The organism is Paraburkholderia phytofirmans OLGA172 (genome assembly GCF_001634365.1).
In the GTDB taxonomy this organism is placed as follows: domain Bacteria; phylum Pseudomonadota; class Gammaproteobacteria; order Burkholderiales; family Burkholderiaceae; genus Paraburkholderia.
Window position 1 is genome coordinate 3,366,738 of sequence record NZ_CP014578.1, and the last position, 21,763, is coordinate 3,388,500.

Below are 21,763 nucleotides of genomic sequence, written 5' to 3' on the forward strand. Positions count from 1 at the left end.
CCCGGTGTTGCCCACACGGGCCTGCCACACGACACCGCCTGTGCAATAGCATACCGATGAAAAGCCCGAAATCATATCCGTTTTGTCTTTTCGAGTCAAACACTTAAGCCCGTACACGTGCGCCACCCGCGCAACCCCGTACGACCTGCCTCTCTAGCCGTCGGTAGCACATGCCAGATTCCCTCAATCGCCCGCCACGCCTGATTCTGGCGTCGAGTTCACCTTATCGTCGCGAGCTGCTCGAGCGCCTGCGCGTTCCGTTCGATGTCGTCGTGCCGGCGATCGACGAAACGCCGCTCGCCGGCGAAACGCCCGAAGTGACGGCCCTGCGCCTCGCTGAGGCAAAAGCCCGCGCGGCGGCAGCCAAGCTCGGCGCCGATGAAGCCGCGCTCGTGATCGGCTCGGATCAGGTTGCCACCTACGACGGCCTGCAGATCGGCAAGCCCGGCACGCATGACAAGGCATTTGCCCAACTGCGGGCAATGCGCGGTCGTGAAGTGCTATTTCATAGCGCACTCTGCCTGTTCGACAGCCGATCGGGGGCGGCGCAAGCCGTCGACGTCATCACCCGCGTGCAATTCCGCGACCTGCCGGACGCCGCGCTGGACGCTTATCTCCGCGCCGAAACGCCATACGACGTGGCGGGCAGCGCCAAATCCGAAGGCCTCGGCATCGCGTTGCTCGAAGCCATTCACTCGGACGACCCGACCGCGCTGGTCGGGCTGCCATTGATCGCACTGTCGCGCATGCTGCTCGCAGTGGGTTATCCACTTCTGGGGGCACCATGAGCGGCACCTTATATCTGATCCCGAACACCCTTGGCGAAGGCGATGCCGACGCCCTCGACGCCGTCCTGCCCGCACCGGTGCGTGCCCGTGCGGCCGCGCTGCAGTATTACATCGGCGAAAACGCAAAAACCACGCGCGCGTTCCTGAAGAAGGTCGGCACCGAGCGGCCTATCCAGGAAATTGAGATTCGCGAACTGAACGTGAACACGCCGGCCGGTGAGATCGACAAACTGCTGGCGCCTTTGCTGGCAGGCACGGATGCCGGCCTGGTTTCCGAAGCCGGCTGTCCTGCGGTCGCCGATCCGGGCGCTCTGCTGGTGCGCCGGGCGCATGAGCGCGGCGTGAAAGTCGTGCCGTTTGTCGGACCGAGTTCGATTCTGCTCGCGTTGATGGCGTCCGGCCTGAATGGCCAGAGTTTTGCGTTCCACGGCTATCTGCCGGTCGACGCCACCGAACGGGCCAAGCGCCTGCGCGACCTGGAGCAGCAATCGCGCAAAGCCAAACAAACGCAGATTTTTATCGAAACGCCGTATCGGAATAAACCGCTGCTCGATACATTGCTGGCAACGTGCGCGCCCTCCACCCTCGTTTGCGTTGCGGTCGACCTGACGCTGGAGACTGAGACCATCGCGAGCCGCACCGTGGCCGACTGGAAAAAGAAACCGGCGATCGATCTGCACAAACGGCCGGCAATTTTCCTGATGCTGGCCGTCTGACCGCAGCCTCAGCGAGAGAGGAAACGAAAAAGCCCCGTGCGATCAACTGGTGATCGCGCGAGGCTTTTCTTGACAACCGACGGCTAACGCACGGCCATCAGTCAGCATAATCGATCAACGCAGACTCAACTTCCCGCCAAGCGCCATCGCATGCACCGCGCCGCTGCCGACCGCAGCACCGAACTTGCGCGCCACACGATCCGTAATGCTCTCCTTGACCGTGTAGTCGACGATATCCGGTGCCTTGAAGAGGTCGCGCGCGACGTAATCCGCGTCGCCGAAACCGTCGGCAAGCCCCAGCTCGACACTCTTCTGACCCGTCCAGAACAGGCCCGAGAACATATCCGGCGTTTCGTGCAGGCGCTTGCCGCGCCCCTCACGCACGGCGTCGATGAACTGCGCATGGATCTGATCGAGCATGTCCTGCGCATGTTCGTCCATCTTCGGCGTTTCCGGCGAGAACGGGTCGAAAAAGCCCTTGTTCTCACCCGAAGTATGCAGCCGACGCTGGATCCCCAGCTTATCCATCAGCCCCGTGAAGCCGAAGCTGTCCATCAGCACACCAATCGAACCGACGATACTCGCCTTGTCCACATAGATCTTGTCCGCCGCCGCCGCCGCGTAATAGCCACCCGACGCGCACATATCGCCGACCACGACATACAAGGGGATCGACGGATACTTGGCGCGCAGCCGGCGAATCTCGTTGTAGATAATGCCTGCCTGCACCGGGCTGCCGCCCGGGCTGTTACAGCGCAGGATCACGCCTGCCGTACCCGCATCGTCGAACGCACTTTCCAGTGCAGTGTTGACATCTTCCGCGTTTGCGTTCGTATCAGCAGAGATTTCGCCGTCAAGCGTCACCATTGCGGTATGCCGGCCAGTGGTCGCAACCTTGTCGCCGGAGAGATCTAACGCGCCCCATACCGCCAGCAGCAAGACGATCAGGAACACAAACCGGAAGAAAATCTTCCAGCGGCGTGCCGCGCGCTGCTCGGTGATTGCCGCAAGCGCGATGCGCTCGAGCGCGGCGCGCTCCCAGCCCGGCTCATCGGCAGGCGTGCGGGGGCGGCCTGTCAGGGACGGTTCCTTCGGTTCAGGAGTCAAATTGTCAGACATGCGGTGCAGTGGAAAGGTCGAGGAGGAGAAGAATCAGGGCGTGGCCGGGCGAAGTTCGCCGTCCGGCAGCCAGAACACGGCGCGGCCTTCGGGTGTGTCGCGCTCGTCCACGTGGACAGGGCGCAACCGGCCGCCGCGGCACGGGCCGCCGACGCATTTGCCTGTATCAGGCGCGTAAATCGCACCATGTGTAGCGCACATCAAGTATAAACCGGACGATTCAAAGAACTGCCCTTCAGCCCAGTCGAGTTCCATCGGCACGTGGGCGCAGCGGTTCAGATAGCCGTACGCATGGCCATCATAGCGAACAAAAAATACCACGACGTCGCCGCCGCCAAACCTCGCCGCGCGCCGCACGCCGGCGCCGCCGTCGACCAGTTCTTCGGACGCGCAAATGCGAACGGCCTGCGCCACCGCTTCCGTCGTGCCCGTATTCATGCGTTCTCTCGCAGCCAGCCGGACAGCGCGCTCACGCTGGAGGCGACGAATTTCGGCGACAAAGCCATCAGCGAACCGGCGGGATGCGCGCCGTATGTGACTGCAATGCCCGCAACGCCCGCATTGATCGCCATCTGCAGATCGTGCGTGGTGTCACCCACCATCACCGTGCGCACCGGATCCTGCCCCAGTTCACGCGTAAGCTCGTGCAGCATGGCCGGATGCGGTTTCGAGAAAGTTTCGTCCGCACAGCGGGTGCCGTCGAACAGGCTCGTCAGACGCGATTGGTCGAGCGCGCGGTTCAGCCCAACGCGGCTCTTGCCGGTCGCCACCGCGAGCAGATAACCCTGATCGCGCAATTCCTGCAGCATCTCGCGCACGCCGACGAACAGCTCGGTAGTCTGGTCCTTCACCAGATAGTGAAAGCGATAGCGCTCCGCCAGACGCGGGTAATCGGCCGGATCGAGCGTGGGCGCGGCGATTTGCAGCGCGTCGCGCAGGCCAAGGCCGATCACGTAGCTGGCGGCCTCATCGGCGGGAACAGGCAGGCCGAGATCGCGGCATGCTAACTGGATGCTGCGCGTGATGTGCGCGGTCGAATCCATCAGCGTCCCGTCCCAGTCAAAGACGATCAGATCAAATTGCTCTCTAGCCATGCGGTGTCGTCTCCGGGTTTGACCCATTTCGTAATTCATTGAGCTGCGCTACAAAACTGCGGCATTCGGCCGGCAGCGGCGCCTCGAACTGCACGGGCGCGCCGGTTGCCGGGTGCGTCAGCTTAAGACGGTACGCGTGCAGGAACATGCGCTTCAGGCCAGGCTTGGCGTTGGCGCGCGCCAGCGCTTTGTTCAGCGCGAAGTCGCCGTACTTGGCATCGCCGACGATCGGCAACTCCAGATGCTGCAAATGGACGCGAATCTGATGCGTGCGACCCGTCTTCAGTTCCGCCTCGAGCAGCGCGTACTCCGGCCAGCGGTCGATCAGATTGAAGACCGTGTGCGACGCGAGGCCGTCGGCCTGAACGCGCACGCGCCGTTCGCCGTCCGCGGTCAAATACTTATGCAGCGGCTCCTTGACCGCGCGGCGACGGCCCCAGTCGCTCGCCCATTCGCCGTGGACGCACGCATAGTAGCGCTTATCCATCTTGTTCTCGCGAATCTGCTCGTGCAGGTTGACCAGCGCGGAGCGTTTCTTGGCGAGCATCAGAATGCCGGACGTCTCGCGATCCAGCCGATGCACCAATTCGAGGAATTTCGCCTGCGACCGCGCTTCGCGCATCTGTTCGATCACGCCGAACGCGACACCGCTGCCCCCGTGGACCGCCACGCCGGCCGGTTTGTCGATCACGAGCATGTGCTCGTCTTCAAAAATAATTTTGAAATCGGCGCTCGGCACCGGCGCCTGGGCGATGGCTTCGTTCGGTTGAGCGACGCGAATGGGCGGCACGCGCACCAGATCGCCCAGTTCGAGGCGGTACTGCGCGTCGATCCGGCCCTTATTCACCCGCACTTCCCCGCTACGCAGGATGCGGTAAATATGGCTTTTCGGCACGCCTTTACAGACGCGCAACAGGAAGTTGTCAATGCGCTGTCCGGCCGCACTGTCGTCGATCTCGATCATCGAGACCTGGTCGCTTGCGACCGATTTCTGGGATATTTTGCCTAACTCTTTCATTATGAATATAATTTGCCCAGCAGTCTGCGGCGGCCGGCGCAGTGTCCGGAAATCGGGCGGATTGCGCGGGCGCAAGCGATAAACCGTTATTTTACTTGCGCCGGGGTCTGGTTGCTCACCCTGAAAATGAGATGCAACATGTTGCACGCACGAGGTCAGTGCCCGGCAGGGACGGCGCCCACAGGCGCGTTCGGTCAAGGTCAGCTTCGACGGTAACGGAATTTTGGTAAAAAAGAATTTAACTTTCAGCTTCGGTATCGGGCGGTCTGACGCCCTGCTGTAAGGAGCTGCGAGTTGCGAAAATACGGCGTGCGCCCGAGGCGTCTTGTAGAAAGTACAAGACATGGCGACGTCAAAATGAGGCGAGACACCCCCAGCGAGAAAAGACGCGCCGACTGCGCGAACTTCCCGCTGCGGCATGACCGCAGCCTTCGACCCTCCGGTCACGCGCCCAGTTGGCGCACCGGCGCGAGTGGACGCAAGGCTTATGAAGGTCGGCTGGCAGAACCCGCGGCGTGTCGGGTCGTTATTTGAAGCCGTGTTCGCATGTGCCCTGCGGCACCGTGTCCATTTTTCAATGGGTCGGGCCCTCTCAGGCAATTCTCCCGCCATTTTTCCCGCTCCAGCGTGCTTGTGAAAACACAACAAGGCGCGGCATGCCGCTGCCCTCATGGCTCTCGCGACTGACAACCGCGCAGCCGAGGGCTAGCTAAGCCGCCTGGAGCCGTTCAATGAAACGAATGTTGTTCAACGCGACGCAGCAGGAAGAACTGCGCGTCGCCATCGTCGATGGGCAAAAACTCATCGATATCGACATCGAAACCGCCGGGCGCGAACAGCGCAAAGGCAACATTTACAAGGGCATCATTACCCGCATCGAGCCTTCGCTCGAAGCCTGCTTCGTCAACTACGGCGAAGACCGCCACGGCTTTTTGCCGTTCAAGGAAGTCGCTCGCCAGTATTTCCGTGACGGCGTCGACATGCGCGCCGCGCGCATCCAGGACGCCCTGAAAGAAGGTCAGGAACTGATCGTTCAGGTCGAAAAGGAAGAGCGCGGCAACAAGGGCGCAGCCCTCACCACCTTCATCTCGCTCGCCGGCCGGTATCTGGTATTGATGCCGAACAACCCGCGCGGCGGCGGTGTATCGCGCCGGATCGAAGGCGACGACCGTCAGGAATTGCGCGAAACCATGGCGCAGCTGCAATTGCCGGAAGGCATGAGCATCATCGCGCGCACGGCCGGCATTGGCCGCAGCGCCGAGGAGCTGCAGTGGGACCTGAACTACCTGATGCAACTGTGGCGCGCCATCGAGGCCGCATCGCAAAGCGGTTCGAGCGGCCAGCCGATGCTGATTTATCTCGAATCGAGCCTGGTGATCCGCGCGATTCGCGACTATTTCCAGCCGGATATCGGCGAAATCCTGATCGACACCACCGAAATCCATGACCAGGCCCGCGCCTTCATGGATATTGTGATGCCGGACAATGTCAGCAAGGTGAAGCGGTATCACGACGACGTGCCGCTGTTCTCGCGTTTCCAGATCGAACACCAGATCGAAACCGCGTACTCGCGCACGGTACCGCTGCCCTCCGGCGGCGCCATCGTGATCGACCACACGGAAGCACTGGTCGCGATCGACGTGAACTCGGCGCGCGCCACCAAGGGCGCGGACATCGAGGAAACGGCTGCACGCACCAACCTCGAAGCTGCCGACGAAGTGGCCCGCCAGTTGCGCCTGCGCGATCTGGGCGGCCTGATCGTGATCGACTTCATCGACATGGAATCGGCCAAGAGCCAGCGCGAAGTCGAGCAACGCCTGAAAGACGCGTTGAAACACGACCGTGCGCGCGTCCAGATGGGCAAGATCTCGCGCTTCGGGCTGATGGAACTGTCACGTCAACGCCTGCGCCCGGCTTTGTCGGAAGGCAGCCATGTGACGTGCCCGCGCTGTAACGGCACGGGCCACATCCGCGATACCGAATCGTCCGCGCTGCAAGTGCTGCGGATCATTCAGGAAGAAGCGATGAAGGAAAACACCGCGGCGATCCATTGCCAGGTGCCGGTCGAAGTGACCGCCTTCCTGTTGAACGAAAAGCGCGCGGAAATCAACAAGATCGAATCGCGCTTCAAGGTCAACGTCGTTCTGATCCCGAACAAGCACCTCGATACGCCGCATTACAAGCTCGAGCGCCTGCGTCACGACGATGCGCGCCTCGACGAGCCGCGCGCCTCGTGGAAGATGGCCGAAGAAGCAGCCCGCGAACTGGAATCGGAAACCGGTTACAGCAAGCGCGCCGAGGAAGTGAAGCCGAAGCAGGAAGCCGCGGTCAAGGGCATCACGCCTGAAAAGCCGGCACCGAGCGCGCCGGTCCGTCCGGCAACCCCGGCTCCGGTGGCCGTCACGCCGGCCAGCGGCGGCTTTATCGGCTGGCTGAAGAATCTGTTCGGCATGCAGCCGGCCGCGCCGGCGCCTGTCGCACCGGCTACGACCGAAAAACAGGCGCGTCCGCAACGCGGCGAACGCACGGAGCGCGGTGAGCGCACCGGCGAACGCGGCGGTGATCGCAGCCGCAATCGCCGTGGCGGCGCAGGCGGCCGCGATGCAGCGGGCCGTGGCGAAGGCACGACCGGCGGCCGCCAGGCTCAAGGTCAACAACCGTCGGCGCGTCGCGAGGAACGCGAACCGCGTGAAGGACGTGAGGCACGCGAAGGTCGCGAACCGCGCGAAGCACGTGAATCGCGCGAGCCGCGTGGCAACCGTGAGCCGCGTGAGGCCCGTGAAGGCCGTGAACCCCGCGAGGCTCGTGAGCCGCGCGAAGGTCGCGAGGGCCGCGAAAACCGTGACCGCGACAATCGCGGCAACGAGCGTGCGGAAACCGTCGACGGCGCACCGCGCGCCGAACGTGGCGAGCGCCAGGAACGCGGCGAACGCCGTGAGCGTGGCGAGCGCGTTGAACGCGGCGAACGCCGCAAGCAGCAGCCGGAAGCGGCAGATGCGCTGACGCAAAACGACGCGCAAGCGGCGGAAGATCTGGCGCAAAACCAGACCGCCTTGGGCGAAAATGGCGCGCCGGTCGATCAGGAAGCGGTGGCGCGTGAAGGTGAAGAGCGTCGTCGCCGTCGTCGCGGCCGTCGCGGTGGCCGTCGTGAGCGTGAAGAAGACGTGAACGGCAACCTGGCTGCGGACGTCGCGGAAGCTGAAGGCGACACCGCCAATGTGACCGACGAAGCACCGGTGCGCACCGCGCATCAACCGGTTGAGCACAAGGCTGAAGTGAACGAAGCGACTGCTGTTAAGCCGGTGGAAGTGGTTGTCGCGGCCGTCGCGACAGAAACCGCTGTCGTCAGCGAACTGCATGCAGCAACCGAAACGCCGGCTCCGGCCGTCGAACAGGCCGCGAAGACGGAAACGGCTGTACTGGTCGCAGAAGCGCCGGTGGCACCGGCTGCAGTGGAGCAAGCCGTGGCAGCGCCGGTGGCGCAAGCTCCTGCCGCGCCGGTCGAAGCTGCGCCGGCCGCCAGCGAGACGGTTTCGCTCGTCGAACCGGCCGCTCATGTTGAAGCTGCGGTTGAAGCCCCGGTTGAAGCTCGGGTTGAAGCCCCTGCCGAAGCGCGGATCGAAACGCCGGCAGTTGCTCCGGTCGTTGAAGCGCAAGCTGCACCGGCTCCGGTAGCGACCGCGGCCCCAGCGGCAGCGGTCGAAGCACCTGCCGCCCAGCCGGCGCCGCAAGCCGGGATCGTTGAAGCGCAACCGGTCGTTGCAGCGACTGCTCCGGCAGCGCAACCGGTCGTTGAACCGGCCGCGGCCGAGCCAGCGCCCGTCGCAGTTGCGCCGCAAGCACCGCGTAGCGCCACTGTGTCGGCGGAAGCGCTGAAGCCGGTGCTGGAACAAGCCGGTCTCGTCTGGGTGAACACCGACGCCGACAAGCTGCGAGCCGCGCAGGAAGCGGCTGCGCAAGCAGCCAAGCCGGCTCGTGTGGGTCGCGAGCGCAAGGCGTTGCCGCCGGTCGAAACCGCGCCGATGCAAATGGTGGAAACCGGTAAGCACCCGCAGTAAGCGAACCGCTCCCACGCAAAAAGCCCGCCCTCACCGGCGGGTTTTTTGTTTTATGGGCATCGCGCACCCGCCCGATCGCGCGCTGTACGCCACTCCCCGTATACCCGGACAGCGTCCGGGGGTCGGCGGCCGCCAGATGCATTTCCGCTAGAATGAAGATCTAGGCGGTTCCAATCGCAGCGCCAATCACGGCACCTAAGCAGCACCTAACCAGCCCAAAACGAAGCATCGAGCGAAGCAATTCATGTCCCAACGCATCATCCCTGTTGCCGATCTCAGCGCGGTGCCGGTCATTTCCGGCCCTGTGCAGGCGCCCAGCGGCACGCTGCACGACACGCTGGCGCGCCCGCTACGCGATCTGCGCATCTCGGTGACGGATCGCTGCAATTTCCGCTGCGTCTACTGCATGCCGCGCGCGGTGTTCGATAAGGATTACGCGTTCCTGCCGCATAGCGCTCTACTCAGCTTCGAAGAAATCGAACGGCTGGCGCAGCTCTTCGTCGCACACGGCGTCGAGAAAATCCGTCTTACGGGTGGCGAGCCGCTGCTGCGCAAAAATCTGGAATTCCTGATCGAACGGCTCGCGCAACTCACCACGCCGGAAGGCCGCCCGCTCGATCTGACGCTGACCACCAACGGCTCGCTGCTGGAGCGCAAGGCGCGCAGCCTGAAAGACGCCGGCCTATCCCGCGTGACCGTAAGTCTCGACGCGCTCGACGACACCCTGTTTCGCCGCATGAACGACGCCGACTTCGCGGTCGCCGACGTGCTGGACGGAATTGCCGCAGCCGAGGCGGCGGGGCTCGCGCCGGTGAAGGTCAACATGGTCGTCAAGCGTGGCACCAACGACAGCGAAATCGTGCCGATGGCGCGTCACTTCAAAGGCTCGGGCACGGTGTTGCGCTTTATCGAGTACATGGATGTGGGCACGTCGAACGGCTGGAACATGACCGAAGTGCTGCCTTCCGCTGATGTCGTGACACGCATCGCCGAGCATTTCCCGCTCGTGCCACTCGAAGCGCACAGCGCTGCCGAGACCGCCCAGCGCTGGGGTTACGTGGACGGCAGCGGCGAGATCGGCGTGATTTCGAGCGTGACACGCGCGTTTTGCGGCACATGTACGCGCGCGCGTCTGTCGACGGAAGGCAAGCTGTACCTGTGCCTGTTCGCGTCGTCCGGTCACGATCTGCGCGCGTTGCTGCGCAGCGGCGCGAGCGACGCCGATATCGCCACCGCTGTCGCCGAAATCTGGCAAGGCCGCAGCGACCGTTATTCGCAATTACGTGGCAGCAGCGCAGCCGTGCCGCGCGAGCAGGACGGCCGCCGCGTGGAAATGTCGTACATCGGCGGCTAGAACGGCCGAGTCCATGACCCCAACACGCGAACACATCACCGGTCTGGTCCTCGCGGGCGGACGCGGCATGCGTATGGGCGGCCTCGATAAGGGACTGCAAACGCTGCACGGCGAGCCGCTTGTCTCCCAGGTGCTGAAGCGGCTCGCGCCGCAAACCGGCGCCCTGCTGATCAGCGCCAATCGTCACCCTGATGTCTACAGCGCACTCGGCGCACCGTTCGGCGCCAGGGTGCTAGCCGATACCGTGCCCGGCTTTCCCGGACCGCTGGCTGGCCTGCTCGCCGGGCTGCGCGCGGCCGGCACCGCGTACCTGCTGAGCGCGCCCTGCGACACGCCCGGACTGCCCGCCGAACTCGCCGAGCGCCTCGCGCAGGCACTCGACTCGAATCAGGCCGATATCGCCACCGTCACGACCACCGACGCCGATGGCCACGTCTCGCTCCATCCCGTGTTCGCGTTGCTGCGCACGAGTCTCGCGGACGACCTGGCAGCCTTTCTGGAAGCCGGCGAGCGTAAGGTTCGCGCGTGGTACGCGCGCCACAAGACGGTCGAAGTCGCTTTTACCGACGAGCGCGCGTTTTACAATATCAATTCGCTACAAGAACTCGCCGACCTCGAGCGTTGCTGAGGCCCCGGTTGAAATCCTGCTCCGGCCGCACGGCAACAGCCGCGCCCGCCTCCGGTCGCGACGTCCAGCCCTCTTCATGACCACGCTTAACGAATTTTCCCGCTGCGTCGCGCAGTACGATCCTCACTCGCTCCCTGTTTCGGCCGCCCAGGCGATCGTCCGTCGATGGGCAACGCCCGTCACGGCCGTCGAACGCGTGGCCTTGCGCGATACACTCGGCCGCGTGCTGGCGGCCGACATCGTCTCGCCGATCGACGTCCCTGCGCACGACAACTCGGCGATGGACGGCTACGCGTTCAAGCGCGCGGCATTGGCAACCAATGAGGCTGCAGTCGATTTGACGATCGTCGGCAAAGCGCTGGCTGGCCATCCGTTCGCGGGCCACGTCGACACGACGCAATGCGTGCGTGTCATGACGGGCGCCTGCATGCCGGCCGACTGCGACACGGTCGTGCCACAGGAGCTTGTCGAGCGCAGCGCCGATTCCACCTCGATCCGTTTTGCGACCAACGCCGTGCGGGCCGGCGCCAACCGGCGCCTCGCCGGCGAAGACCTCGCCCGCGGCCATGCCGCGCTACGCGCCGGCCGCATCATGCGCGCGTCGGACCTCGGTTTGCTGGCTTCGCTCGGCATTGGCGAAGTCAACGTGCGGCGGCGCTTGCGCGTCGCATTTTTCTCCACCGGTGACGAATTGCGCTCGCTCGGCGAGCCGCTCGACCCGGGTTCGGTGTATGACAGCAATCGCTACACGCTGTTTGCGATGCTCCGGCGCCTGAACCTGGATACGCTCGATCTCGGCGTGGTGCGCGACGAACCCGCCGCGCTCGAAGCCGCATTGCGCAGCGCCGCAGCCAGTGCGGACGTAGTTTTGACCTCGGGCGGCGTCTCGGTCGGCGAGGCGGATTTCACCAAACAATTGCTGCAGGCGTTCGGCGACGTCGCGTTCTGGAGCCTCGCAATGCGTCCGGGCCGGCCGCTCGCTTTTGGCCGCGTCTGGTCCGGCGACCACCCTGGGCTCGGGCTGCCGGCGCTATTCTTCGGTTTGCCGGGCAATCCCGTGGCCGTCATGGTGACGTTCTACCAGATCGTGCGCGAAGCGCTGCTGCTGATGTCCGGCGCAACGCCGCAGGCACAGCCGCTGTTGCGCGCCGCCAGCCGCCAGATCATCCGCAAGCGCGCCGGGCGCACCGAGTACCAGCGCGGCGTCGCCGAGCAGGATGCGCACGGTCAATGGCATGTCATCCCAACCGGCTCGCAAAGCTCCGGCGTGCTGAGTTCGATGAGCGAAGCAAATTGTTTCATCGTTCTCGGGCACGATGAAGCCGATATTGCAGAGGGCGAGCACGTCGATATCATGCTGTTCGACGGGCTCATCTGACGCCTGAGGGAACCCTGCCGTTGCGGCTTTTTTACAGCCTTACCTGCAACCTCTTTCGCGGCCTCATTTGCAGCTTTACCCATTACCACTACGACACACGGGTTTGACTTACATGAAAAAACAGATCTCGTTCATTGCACCGGGACAGACAGCCAAAGCGCTTATCCTCGTGTACCTGACATTCTCGGTGCCGATCGTGCTGCTCGGCGTGCTGGTGGCATTCATCCGCTACGGCTCGGTCGAACTGAGCACGGTGTTCAGCGCGCTGCTGCTGAACGCGATTCTCGGCTTCGTTCTGCTGTGGATTGCCTGCCACGCGTACAACTGGGTGGCGTCGCGCTTTGGCGGCATCGAAATCCAGCTGACCGACGCGCCGGAAGAGGCGTAATGACCGCGACGATCCGCGCCGCGACGCCTCCGGATACTGGCGCCATCTTCGCGCTGACGTACGAGCTGGCCGAATTCGAAAGCCTCACGCACGTATTTGTCGCGACCGAAGACGGTTTGCGCAACGGCGATGCCGGATAGGCGTGTCGTGCGCCTGACGGGCGACGCGCTGGAACGACTGGCCGCAGGCACCGCTTCCCGAGTACTGCGTCCACCAAGCCGGGCGCCGCTGAAACCGATCAGCAGCGTCGCGAGAAATCAGTCCGGAGAACCTCGCCCGGCTCTACTACTCGTCGGAATCCACGCCCGATAGCGCATCTCCGAGCAACCCGCTCGCCGCTTCACCCGGCAACGCCTCGACGTCACGCAGCTTGCGATTCATGACGCGAGTGCGTGTCTCCGCGGCTTCGATCGAACGCGTCACGGTTTCAAGCTGCGCCTTGGTCTTTGCCAGCACGTCGCCGAATTTACCGAACTCCGTTTTCACCGCGCCGAGCACTTGCCACACCTCGCTCGACCGTTTCTCGATCGCCAGCGTGCGGAAACCCATCTGCAAACTATTGAGCAACGCGGTGAGCGTAGTCGGGCCGGCGATCGTCACGCGGTAGTCGCGTTGCAGCAGATCGGTCAGGCCGGGCCGACGCAGGACTTCCGCGTACAGGCCTTCGGTCGGCAGGAACAGCAGCGCGAAATCGGTGGTATGCGGCGGCGACACATACTTTTCCGCGATCGTGCGCGCCTCGGCGCGTATCCGCGCTTCGAGCGCACGCGACGCCTCCTCCACCGCAACGGGATCGGCGCGTTCCTGCGCCTCGATCAGCCGCTCATAGTCTTCGCGCGGGAACTTGGCATCGATCGGCAGCCAGACCGGTGTGGCAGCCCCCCCCGTCTCCGCGCGGCCCGGCAGTTTGATCGCGAATTCCACGCGATCGGCGCTTTTCGGCACCGTCGCGACGTTCTTCGCGTATTGATCCGCCGTCAGCAGTTGTTCGAGCAATGCCTCGAGCTGCACTTCACCCCACGTGCCGCGCGTCTTGACGTTGGTGAGCACCTTCTTCAGGTCGCCGACGCCCGCAGCCAGCGTCTGCATTTCACCGAGACCGCGATGCACCTGCTCCAGCCGGTCCGACACCAGCTTGAACGATTCGCCCAAACGCTGTTCTAGCGTGGCGTGCAGTTTTTCGTCGACAGTGCGGCGCATCTCTTCGAGCTTGGTCGAGTTGTTCGCCTCGATGTCTTTCAGCCGCTGCTCGATGGTCGCGCGCACCTCGGCGAAGCGGCGATCGTTCGCCTCGGTAAGTTGGCCCAGCTGCAAGGTCAGCGTCTCGCCAAACTGCTTGAGTGTGCGCCCTTGCTCATCGCGTGCCTGCTGCGCCTGTTGCTGCAGGCTGTGGCGCACCGCATCGAGTTGCTGCGCGAAGCCGTCGATCTTGCCGCCCTGCACCGTCGTCATACTGCTGAATTGCGATGCCAGCGTTTGCTGAAAGTGCGCGAACCCACTGCTCTGCTCGGTACGCGAGACGCGCGCCGTTTCGGCAATGTCATTGCGCAGCTGCCGCTCGAGCCGCTCATAGGCATGCGCTTGCGCATCTGCCGCTGCGTCGATACGTTCGCTGAGAATCTCGAATTGCTCGCTCCCTTCAGCGCGACTATTGCCGCGCATCAACAATGCCAACGCGATGACCAATGCGACCGCCAGCCCTGCAACGGCCGCCACCAGAATCATTGTCATGAACGCGCCTTGCCGATGACCTCGGGGTTGATCGGATTCGGCGGCCGGCCGGCGCGCGGACCTTCACCCAGCGCCGCAATCAGATTGTCCGCCGCGAGACTCGCCATAGCGCGGCGCGTTGCTTCGGTCGCGCTGGCGATGTGCGGCGTCAGTACGACATTCGGCACGCTCAGCAGATCCGGATTCAGATTCGGCTCGCCTTCGTAAACATCCAGACCGGCTGCGGCAATCTGCTTCGCGCGCAGCGCTTCGACTAGCGCCGCATCGTCGACAATGCCCCCGCGTGCGATGTTGGTGAGCGTTGCGGTCGGCTTCATCTGCGCAAGCTCGGCCCTGCCGATCGTGTGATGGTTCTCCTTCGTGTACGGCAAGACGAGCACCACGTGATCGGCGCGCAGCAGCAGATCCTGCTTGGACGCGTATTCCGCGTTCAGCTCCGCCTCGATCTCCCGCGCGACGCGCGAACGGTTGTGATAGATCACGCGCATGTTAAAGCCCTTCGCGCGACGCGCCAGCGCCTGCCCGATCCGGCCCATGCCGATCACGCCGAGCGTCGAGCCGTACAGGTCGGTGCCGAGAAAGCCATCATAGGTCCACTTCTGCCATTTGCCCGCGCGCAACCAGTGCTCCGATTCGGCAATGCGGCGCGCCGCTGCCATCATCAGTGCCCAGCCGAAATCGGCGGTCGATTCGTTCAGCACGTCCGGCGTATTGGTACCGAGTACGTTCGCCGCGTTGAACGCGGCCATGTCGAAGTTGTTGTAGCCCACCGCCATGTTCGACACCACGCGCAGACGCGGCGCCGCGGCGAGCACGGCCGCGCCGACCGGATCGCCCGCGGTCAGCGCGCCATCTTTTTCCGCGAGACGGTGCGTCAGCTCCTCGGCGGACAACACGTCGCCCTGGTGCCAGTCGACGTCGAAATACTGTTTGAGCCGTTCGATCACATCGGGAAAGATCGGACGGGTGACGAGGATCTTCTGCATTGCAATTCTCCGAATAGCGCGTCGAGTTCAATTGCCTCGGCATCAGAATAAGGGTGAAACCAGCCGTCAGAAAAACAGCCAGCCTGTGACGAGAAACAGCGGCATCAGCACCGCAACCGACCAGCCGAGATACGCGAAAAAGCTCGGCATGCGAATGCCGCGCGCCTCCGCGATCGCTTTCACCATGAAGTTCGGCGCATTGCCGATATACGTGTTGGCACCCATGAACACCGCGCCGGCCGAGATCGCCGCGAGCGTGGTGGCGCCGGTGGTCATCAGCATCTGCGCGTCGCCGCCGGCCAGGTTGAAAAACACCAGGTAGGTCGGGGCATTGTCGAGAAACGACGATAGCAGGCCGGTCGCCCAGAAGTACATCAGGTCGTGCGGCTGGCCGGACGGATTGACCAGATGGACAATGCCGGCGAACGCACCCGCCTCGCCGGCACGCAGGATCGTGATCACCGGCGCGATCGTCACGAAGATGCCGGCAAACAGTTTGGCGACCTCTTCAATCGGCGCCCAGTTGAAGTCATTGCCCGCGCGTGCAGCGCGCGGCGTCAGCGCCAGCGAGAGCAAGGTGACACCGATCAGCGCGATATCGCGCACGGCATTTTGCAACGCGACGTGCGTCCCGAAGACGTCGAACGCGACGTCCGACTTCCAGAGTCCGCTCATCAAAACCAGCGCAATCACGGCAGCGAGCAGCACGAAGTTGATCATGCCCTCGACGCCTGGCGGCGGCGAATCCGGTGTGGGATCGAGAAAGCGCGAGCGCTCTTCTTCCCGCCGATGAAAATAGTACGAGTCCAATGCATAGAACGCGGCCAGCAGCACGACACAGACGAACAGCATCGGCAACGCCAGATGCGTGGTGGTCCAGAAAAAACCCACACCCTGCAGGAAGCCGAGAAAGAGCGGCGGGTCGCCGAGCGGCGACAACGAACCGCCCGCGTTTGCTACCAGAAAGATGAAGAACACCACGACATGAACGACGTGCTTGCGGTTGCCGTTGGCGCGCAGCAATGGGCGGATCAGCAGCATCGCCGCGCCGGTCGTACCCATGATGCTGGCCAACAAAGTGCCCAAAGCGAGAATTGCGGTATTCAGCCGCGGTGTGCCATGCAGATTGCCGCGCACGCAGATGCCGCCCGCGACCGTATAAAGCGCCGTCAGCAGCACGATGAACGGAATGTATTCTTCGAGCACCGCATGGACCAGCGTACCGAACGCAATGCCCATGCCGAAGGTAAGCGCAAACGGCACCAGGAACACTAGCGCCCACGCTGCCGCGATCTTGCCGAAATGGTGATGCCAGAATGCCGGCGCGATCAACGGAAACACCGCGATCGACAACAACACGCCCGCAAACGGCAAGCCCCATAGCGCCGACAAAGTCGCGCCGTCGAGCGTAGCCGCCGAGGCCAGCTGAGGCCACGCCGCCAACGTCAGTGCAGCGGCGAGCACCATGCTCGACGCTACGGCATGTCGTTTCATATTCTTGAAGTCCTTGTTACTGCGGCCGGCCGTGCGCGCCGCGCGGAGACACCGACGCTCGTCGCGCTCAGGCGCCACGTACGACGATCACATGCACCCGATAAGGTCCATGTGCGCCAAGCACGATAGTCTGTTCGATATCGCCGGTGCGCGATGGCCCCGAGACGAAATTGACCGCGCGCGGAAGCTCGCCGCGTTCGCTGCGGATCAGCCCGAACGCCTCTTCATGTCCTGAGACGATGCGCGAAGCCGGCACGATTGCTATGTGCGTTTCCGGCAGCAGGCTTGCCGATGCATAGGTTTCCGGTCCGGACAACAGAACGACGGTGCCCGTCTCCGCAGTCGCACAGAAGCAGCCGGTGAGCCCGACCACGTCGCCATCTTCAGGCTTGCGGAATTCGACGTTGAGGCCGGCCTCGGCCCATTGCAGATCTTGCAGGGTTTGCCAGGCGATCGCCTGCAGCGGCAAGGCGTGTTCAGTAAGGTACCGATGCGCGGCGGAAGGCACCTCGTCCAGCGTTTCGACCGTATCGACCGTGGTTGCCATTTTCTGCGCTTCTTCAATGAAGCGCGTGGTCAGATCGGACGGCATCTCCGGACGCGGGCCTTGGGGATGGCGTGCCAGATAATCCGCAGCCGCCTCGCGCTCGGAAACAGACGGCTCAGGCTCGCGCCCCTGTGCTGCGCGGATGCGCGCCAGGATGTTGCGGCGGGCAATCGATGTGTCCATATGCGAAATCCTCGTGTCGACAGCCGTGCGATATGGCGAGGATTATACCGGCCACCCTGCGCGCAAACACCCTGGCCGAACGGCCTATGGCCGCATATCGACCACGCATCGGCCACGCGGCGAGCGCGGCCTCCGCGACGTATCGGCACGCGAGCCGCACATGGGCCGCGCCGGCGCCGCATTACTTCACAACGTCTTCCTCGGGCTGCGCAATGCCGAACACCTGACGCAGATACGCGAGATAGGCCTTGTCTTCGCACATGTTCTTGCCCGGCGAATCCGACAGCTTCGCCACCGGCTGACCATTGCAACGAACCATTTTGATGACGATCTGCAACGGGTTGTAGCCCAGGTCGTTGGTCAGATTGGTGCCCACGCCGAATGCCAGCTTGCAGCGGCCGCGGAAACGCTCGTACAGTTGCAGCACCTTCGGAATGTCGAGTGCATCGGAGAACACGAGGATCTTGGTGCGCGGGTCGCAGCGGTTCGCCTCGTAGTGCTTGAGCAGGCGCTCGCCCCAGTCGAACGGATCGCCGGAATCGTGGCGCGCGCCGTCGAACAGCTTGCAGAAGTACATGTCGAAGTCGCGCAGAAAAGCCTGCATGCCGTACACGTCGGACAGCGCGATACCGAGGTCGCCGCGATACTCCTTTGCCCACATCTCGAACCCGAAGATCTGCGAATCGCGCAGCCGCGGACCCAGCGCCTGGCACGCCTGCAAGTATTCATGCGCCATCGTGCCGAGCGGCGTGAGGTTGTGCTTCATCGCGTAGAAGACGTTGCTGGTGCCGGCGAATTGCTCGCCGAGACCGTCTTTCAGCGTGAGCGTCACTTCTTCGTGCCATTGCTTCGAGAAGCGGCGGCGCGTGCCGTAGTCGGCGATCTTGCAGTCGGCGAATTCCGGGCGCGCGCCCAGCAGCTTGATCTTTTCGACGAGACGGCCGCGCCCTTCGCTGTAATCAGGCTTTTGCTGGGTGTTGCGGAAGTAGACCTCGTTGACGATCGCGAGCATCGGTATCTCGAACAGGATCGTGTGCAGCCACGGCCCCTTGATCTCGATGTCGATTTCGCCATTGCCCTTCGGCGACGGTTCGATCGAAATGTACTTCTCGTTCAGATGGAACAGCGCGAGAAACTCGATGAAGTCGCCCTTGATGAAGCGCATGCGCCGCAGGTAATCGAGCTCGTCGTCGGTAAAGCGCAGATCGCACAGCTTGCGCACTTCACCGCGAATCTCGTCGATATACGGCACGAGGTCGACATTCGGCGTGCGGCAGCGAAACCGGTACTCGACATTCGCCGCGGGAAAGTGATGCAAAACCACCTGCATCATCGTGAACTTGTACAGATCGGTGTCGAGCAGCGAAGTAATAATCATGATGGTGCGAACGGGACTGCTGGAAAAACGGAAGGCTTGACTCGACCAAAGGCGTCAACCCATGCGCGGGCGGCGCGCCCCTTGCGCGTCGGCTTGACGCATGTTACCCGAATGCGCCCGGATTGATCGCGCGGGCGGGCGGCTCTCGCCGGACGCCATAAACTAATCACGAAAACGTATAAAAGGCATTCCCCGATGCCGTATGCGGCTCTTGACGTTACGTTACAATAGCGCTTTTGGCGTTTCGCCTCCCCTGATTCCGCATGCAGGAGCTGCCTGAATGACTCACGTTGTGACCGAAAGCTGCATCAAGTGCCGCTATACCGACTGCGTCGATGTGTGCCCGGTGGACTGCTTTCGCGAAGGTCCCAACTTCCTCGCGATCGACCCCGATGAATGCATCGACTGCGCCGTGTGCGTCGCCGAATGCCCGGTAAACGCTATTTATGCCGAAGAAGACGTGCCGGGCGACCAGCAGAACTTCATCGAGCTGAATGCCGATCTGGCGAAGAACTGGCCGAGCATTACCAAAACCAAAGCGCCGTTGCCGGAAGCCGACGAATTCAAGGACGTGAAGGAAAAGCTGGCCCTGCTCGCACGTTGAGCGGCGCGGCCTGTCTGCCGCCCTGCCGAATCCGACCCAAATCGAGATGAACGCAAGGTATTGACAGGTGCTTAAGCTGCCCCTACAATTTCGCTTCTCTGCTGTTTGTTGTTCTGTTCCTCGATAGCTCAGTCGGTAGAGCGCCGGACTGTTAATCCGTAGGTCCCTGGTTCGAGCCCAGGTCGAGGAGCCAAGAATTGCAAAAGCCCGTTAACCAATACGGGCTTTTTTATGTAGATCAAGTGGTACTGCTGTTCCTCGATAGCTCAGTCGGTAGAGCGCCGGACTGTTAATCCGTAGGTCCCTGGTTCGAGCCCAGGTCGAGGAGCCAAAATTTGGAAGGCCCGCATTCGTGCGGGCCTTTTTATTTTGGCCCGGCGTTTTGGTCTGCCGTTTTGGTCCAGCCTGTTTCAATGCCAGATCAGGCGGCCCAGTCCGGGGAGGGCTGGTTTGTTCCGGCCGGAAGATAACGCATGGCCTGCTGCGGGCATTTGCACCGACCCTCTGACGGGCACACCGTTATACGATGGTGTTTTATCGGCGTAACACCTTCTCGCGCCCAACCCAAAAGCTCATTCCCGGCCATCTCATGAAACCGACCTTGTTGCGCATCGCGCTTGCAGTCACTGCCGCCCTGCTGCTTTCCCCGGCACACAGCGAAGAAGTCGGCAGCGTCAATACCAACTTCCACATCACAGGTTCGGACCGCGTGGTCGTCGAAGCCTATGACGATCCGCTGGTCCAGGGTGTGACCTGCTACGTTTCGCGGGCGCGCACTGGCGGCATCAAGGGCACGCTCGGCATCGCCGAAGATCCGACCGAAGCGTCAATCGCCTGCCGTCAGGTCGGCGCGATTCACTTCACGGGGCCAGTGAAACAGCAGGCAGACGTGTTCTCCGTAAGCATGTCGCTGATCTTCAAATCGCTGCATGTGGTGCGGGTGGTCGACGCGAAGCGCAACACGCTGGTGTACATGACCTACAGCGACCGCATCGTCAGCGGCAGCGCGAAAAACAGCGTAAGCGCCGTGCCGATGCCGGCTGGTACGACGATCCCAGTCAAGTAATCACCGTCCAACGGCAAAACTCACTACGCAAAGGCATGCACTCGTGAGTGACGGCACCGGTAGCGGCCACGGCGCGCTACACTGACTGGTCCAGGCGGGTTGCCGGACCGCCGGATTGCCGGATTGCCGGATTGCCGGGTTGCCGGGTTGCCGGGTTGCCGGGTTGCCGGGTTGCCGGGTTGCCGGATTGCCGGACCGCCGGACCGCCGGGTTGCCGGACCACCGGACCACCGGACCACCGGACCACCGGACCACCGGACCACCGGACTTTCATCATGACCGCCCATCGCTTTCAGGATTCCGCCCGCTACTGGCGCACGCCGCTTCTGCCCGGCGCGGATCTGCTCACGGCCGAATATCACAATCACGAGTTCACGCCGCATTGGCACGATGCGTACACGATTCCGGTGATCGTCGCGGGAGCCGAGGGGTATCGATATCGCGGCTCGGACTATGTCGCCGAAGCGGGCAGTGTGCCGATCATCAATCCTGGCGAATTGCACACGGGTTCCAAGGCTGTCGAGGCAGGCTGGCGATATCGCGTGATATATGCACCCGTGGATTTCATTCACGAGCTCGCCAACGAGGTCGCCGGCAAGCCAAAGGCGTTGCCGTGGTTCGCGCCGGGGGTGATCCGCGATCACGATCTGGCGCAGCGGCTGGCGCACGCGCATTGTCTGCTGGAGGCCGGCGACGATCCGCTTGCCGCCGAGGCCGCCATGCTCGACGCGCTGTCCACCTTGCTGGTCCGCTACTCGCAAACGCAGCCGGAACCGTCGCGCCTCGCCGCCGACGACGCCCGCGTCGCCACAATGCAGGAGCGCCTGACCGGCGACCTCGCCGAACCTGTCACGCTGGCGGAAGTGGCGCGGGCAGCGGGACTGTCGCCGTTTCACGCCGCACGCCTGTTCAATCAGGCTACCGGCCTGCCACCGCACGCGTGGCGCAACCAGGTGCGCCTGCAACGCTCACTCGCACCGTTGCGCGCGGGTGTCTCAGTGACGGATGTCGCCGCAGCGAGTGGTTTCACGGACCAAAGTCATTTCACACGCCATTTCCGGCGCATGTTCGGGGTGCCGCCGGGGCGCTGGCAAGGCGCCTGAGACAACACCGTCCGGCACGGCGAGGCACCTGGCACAGCGGGCTTGCGACGCATTCGACTCGCACGGACGGCTGCACGGCCGCCACCTATTCGCCGCGCGCCCTGGACCTGGCCAGCCATACGCCGCACGA

Annotated in this window: 19 protein-coding genes, 2 tRNA genes and 1 pseudogene; 13 read left to right on the top strand and 9 right to left on the bottom strand. The window is 63.3% G+C overall.

What is annotated here, in order from left to right; genetic code table 11:
- Nucleotides 1-170: 170 nt before the first annotated feature.
- Nucleotides 171-788 (top strand): Maf-like protein, encoded by a 618-nt coding sequence (locus AYM40_RS14735; protein ID WP_063496854.1) that lies wholly within the window; start codon nt 171-173, stop codon nt 786-788.
- Nucleotides 785-1,504: an SAM-dependent methyltransferase gene (locus AYM40_RS14740; RefSeq protein WP_063496855.1), complete on the top strand. Its 720-nt coding sequence runs from the start codon at nt 785-787 to the stop codon at nt 1,502-1,504. The genes AYM40_RS14735 and AYM40_RS14740 overlap by 4 nt, the downstream gene beginning before the upstream one ends.
- Before the next feature lie 114 nt (nt 1,505-1,618).
- Here the strand turns inward: AYM40_RS14740 and AYM40_RS14745 are convergent, their stop codons facing one another.
- Genes AYM40_RS14745 through AYM40_RS14760 form a run of 4 tightly spaced genes read right to left on the bottom strand, consistent with a single transcriptional unit; the run spans nt 1,619 to nt 4,735 of the window.
- Nucleotides 1,619-2,623 (bottom strand): S49 family peptidase, encoded by a 1,005-nt coding sequence (locus AYM40_RS14745; protein ID WP_063496856.1) that lies wholly within the window; start codon nt 2,621-2,623, stop codon nt 1,619-1,621.
- Nucleotides 2,624-2,656: 33 nt separating this feature from the next.
- Nucleotides 2,657-3,061, bottom strand: coding sequence for a Rieske (2Fe-2S) protein (locus AYM40_RS14750; protein WP_063496857.1), 405 nt, complete (start codon nt 3,059-3,061; stop codon nt 2,657-2,659).
- Nucleotides 3,058-3,717 carry an HAD-IIIA family hydrolase gene (locus tag AYM40_RS14755; protein ID WP_063496858.1) on the bottom strand — a complete coding sequence of 220 codons (660 nt, stop codon included), beginning with the start codon at nt 3,715-3,717 and terminating at the stop codon, nt 3,058-3,060. Before AYM40_RS14755 ends, AYM40_RS14750 begins: the two co-directional genes overlap by 4 nt.
- Nucleotides 3,710-4,735: an RluA family pseudouridine synthase gene (locus tag AYM40_RS14760; RefSeq protein WP_063496859.1), complete on the bottom strand. Its 1,026-nt coding sequence runs from the start codon at nt 4,733-4,735 to the stop codon at nt 3,710-3,712. Before AYM40_RS14760 ends, AYM40_RS14755 begins: the two co-directional genes overlap by 8 nt.
- A gap of 731 nt (nt 4,736-5,466) precedes the next feature.
- On the opposite strand from AYM40_RS14760, the gene AYM40_RS14765 reads away from it, so the two are divergent.
- The 6 genes and pseudogenes from AYM40_RS14765 to AYM40_RS43460 all read left to right on the top strand — a co-directional run.
- Complete coding sequence (locus tag AYM40_RS14765; protein ID WP_063496860.1) at nt 5,467-8,793, top strand: Rne/Rng family ribonuclease; 3,327 nt, start codon at nt 5,467-5,469, stop codon at nt 8,791-8,793.
- Nucleotides 8,794-9,037: 244 nt separating this feature from the next.
- On the top strand, nt 9,038-10,147 hold the full coding sequence (moaA, locus tag AYM40_RS14770) for a GTP 3',8-cyclase MoaA (RefSeq protein WP_063496861.1): 1,110 nt from the start codon (nt 9,038-9,040) through the stop codon (nt 10,145-10,147).
- Between the two features lie 13 nt (nt 10,148-10,160).
- Nucleotides 10,161-10,775 (top strand): molybdenum cofactor guanylyltransferase MobA, encoded by a 615-nt coding sequence (gene mobA / locus AYM40_RS14775; RefSeq protein ID WP_063496862.1) that lies wholly within the window; start codon nt 10,161-10,163, stop codon nt 10,773-10,775.
- A gap of 76 nt (nt 10,776-10,851) precedes the next feature.
- Nucleotides 10,852-12,153, top strand: a complete 1,302-nt coding sequence (glp, locus tag AYM40_RS14780) for a gephyrin-like molybdotransferase Glp (protein ID WP_063496863.1) — start codon at nt 10,852-10,854, stop codon at nt 12,151-12,153.
- A 112-nt stretch (nt 12,154-12,265) separates the two neighbouring features.
- A complete protein-coding gene (locus AYM40_RS14785) occupies nt 12,266-12,541 on the top strand; it encodes a hypothetical protein (RefSeq protein ID WP_028199219.1) in 276 nt (91 codons plus the stop codon).
- Nucleotides 12,541-12,666 (top strand): annotated as a pseudogene (locus tag AYM40_RS43460) (GNAT family N-acetyltransferase); the annotation flags it as partial. The gene AYM40_RS14785 and the pseudogene AYM40_RS43460, both read left to right, overlap by 1 nt.
- A 160-nt stretch (nt 12,667-12,826) precedes the next feature.
- On the opposite strand, the gene AYM40_RS14790 reads toward AYM40_RS43460, so the two are convergent.
- The 5 genes from AYM40_RS14790 to pncB all read right to left on the bottom strand — a co-directional run bounded on the left by AYM40_RS14790 (nt 12,827) and on the right by pncB (nt 18,860).
- On the bottom strand, nt 12,827-14,272 hold the full coding sequence (locus AYM40_RS14790) for a DNA recombination protein RmuC (protein ID WP_063496864.1): 1,446 nt from the start codon (nt 14,270-14,272) through the stop codon (nt 12,827-12,829).
- Complete coding sequence (locus AYM40_RS14795; RefSeq protein ID WP_063496865.1) at nt 14,269-15,258, bottom strand: 2-hydroxyacid dehydrogenase; 990 nt, start codon at nt 15,256-15,258, stop codon at nt 14,269-14,271. Before AYM40_RS14795 ends, AYM40_RS14790 begins: the two co-directional genes overlap by 4 nt.
- Nucleotides 15,259-15,324: 66 nt before the next feature.
- Nucleotides 15,325-16,752, bottom strand: coding sequence for a sodium:proton antiporter (locus AYM40_RS14800; protein ID WP_063498032.1), 1,428 nt, complete (start codon nt 16,750-16,752; stop codon nt 15,325-15,327).
- 67 nt (nt 16,753-16,819) lie between these two features.
- On the bottom strand, nt 16,820-17,482 hold the full coding sequence (locus AYM40_RS14805) for a LutC/YkgG family protein (protein WP_063496866.1): 663 nt from the start codon (nt 17,480-17,482) through the stop codon (nt 16,820-16,822).
- 181 nt (nt 17,483-17,663) lie between these two features.
- Nucleotides 17,664-18,860, bottom strand: a complete 1,197-nt coding sequence (gene pncB / locus AYM40_RS14810) for a nicotinate phosphoribosyltransferase (RefSeq protein WP_063496867.1) — start codon at nt 18,858-18,860, stop codon at nt 17,664-17,666.
- Between the two features lie 280 nt (nt 18,861-19,140).
- On the opposite strand from pncB, the gene fdxA reads away from it, so the two are divergent.
- From fdxA to AYM40_RS14835, 5 genes are all read left to right on the top strand, one after another.
- Entirely contained in the window at nt 19,141-19,464 is a 324-nt protein-coding gene (fdxA, locus tag AYM40_RS14815; RefSeq protein ID WP_020069367.1) for a ferredoxin FdxA, read from the top strand.
- A 117-nt stretch (nt 19,465-19,581) separates the two neighbouring features.
- A tRNA-Asn gene (locus tag AYM40_RS14820) sits at nt 19,582-19,657 on the top strand.
- A gap of 62 nt (nt 19,658-19,719) precedes the next feature.
- Nucleotides 19,720-19,795, top strand: a tRNA-Asn gene (locus tag AYM40_RS14825).
- A gap of 258 nt (nt 19,796-20,053) precedes the next feature.
- Nucleotides 20,054-20,530: a CreA family protein gene (locus AYM40_RS14830; protein WP_063498033.1), complete on the top strand. Its 477-nt coding sequence runs from the start codon at nt 20,054-20,056 to the stop codon at nt 20,528-20,530.
- Nucleotides 20,531-20,805: 275 nt separating this feature from the next.
- Nucleotides 20,806-21,633, top strand: coding sequence for an AraC family transcriptional regulator (locus AYM40_RS14835; protein WP_063496868.1), 828 nt, complete (start codon nt 20,806-20,808; stop codon nt 21,631-21,633).
- Nucleotides 21,634-21,763: the final 130 nt, after the last annotated feature.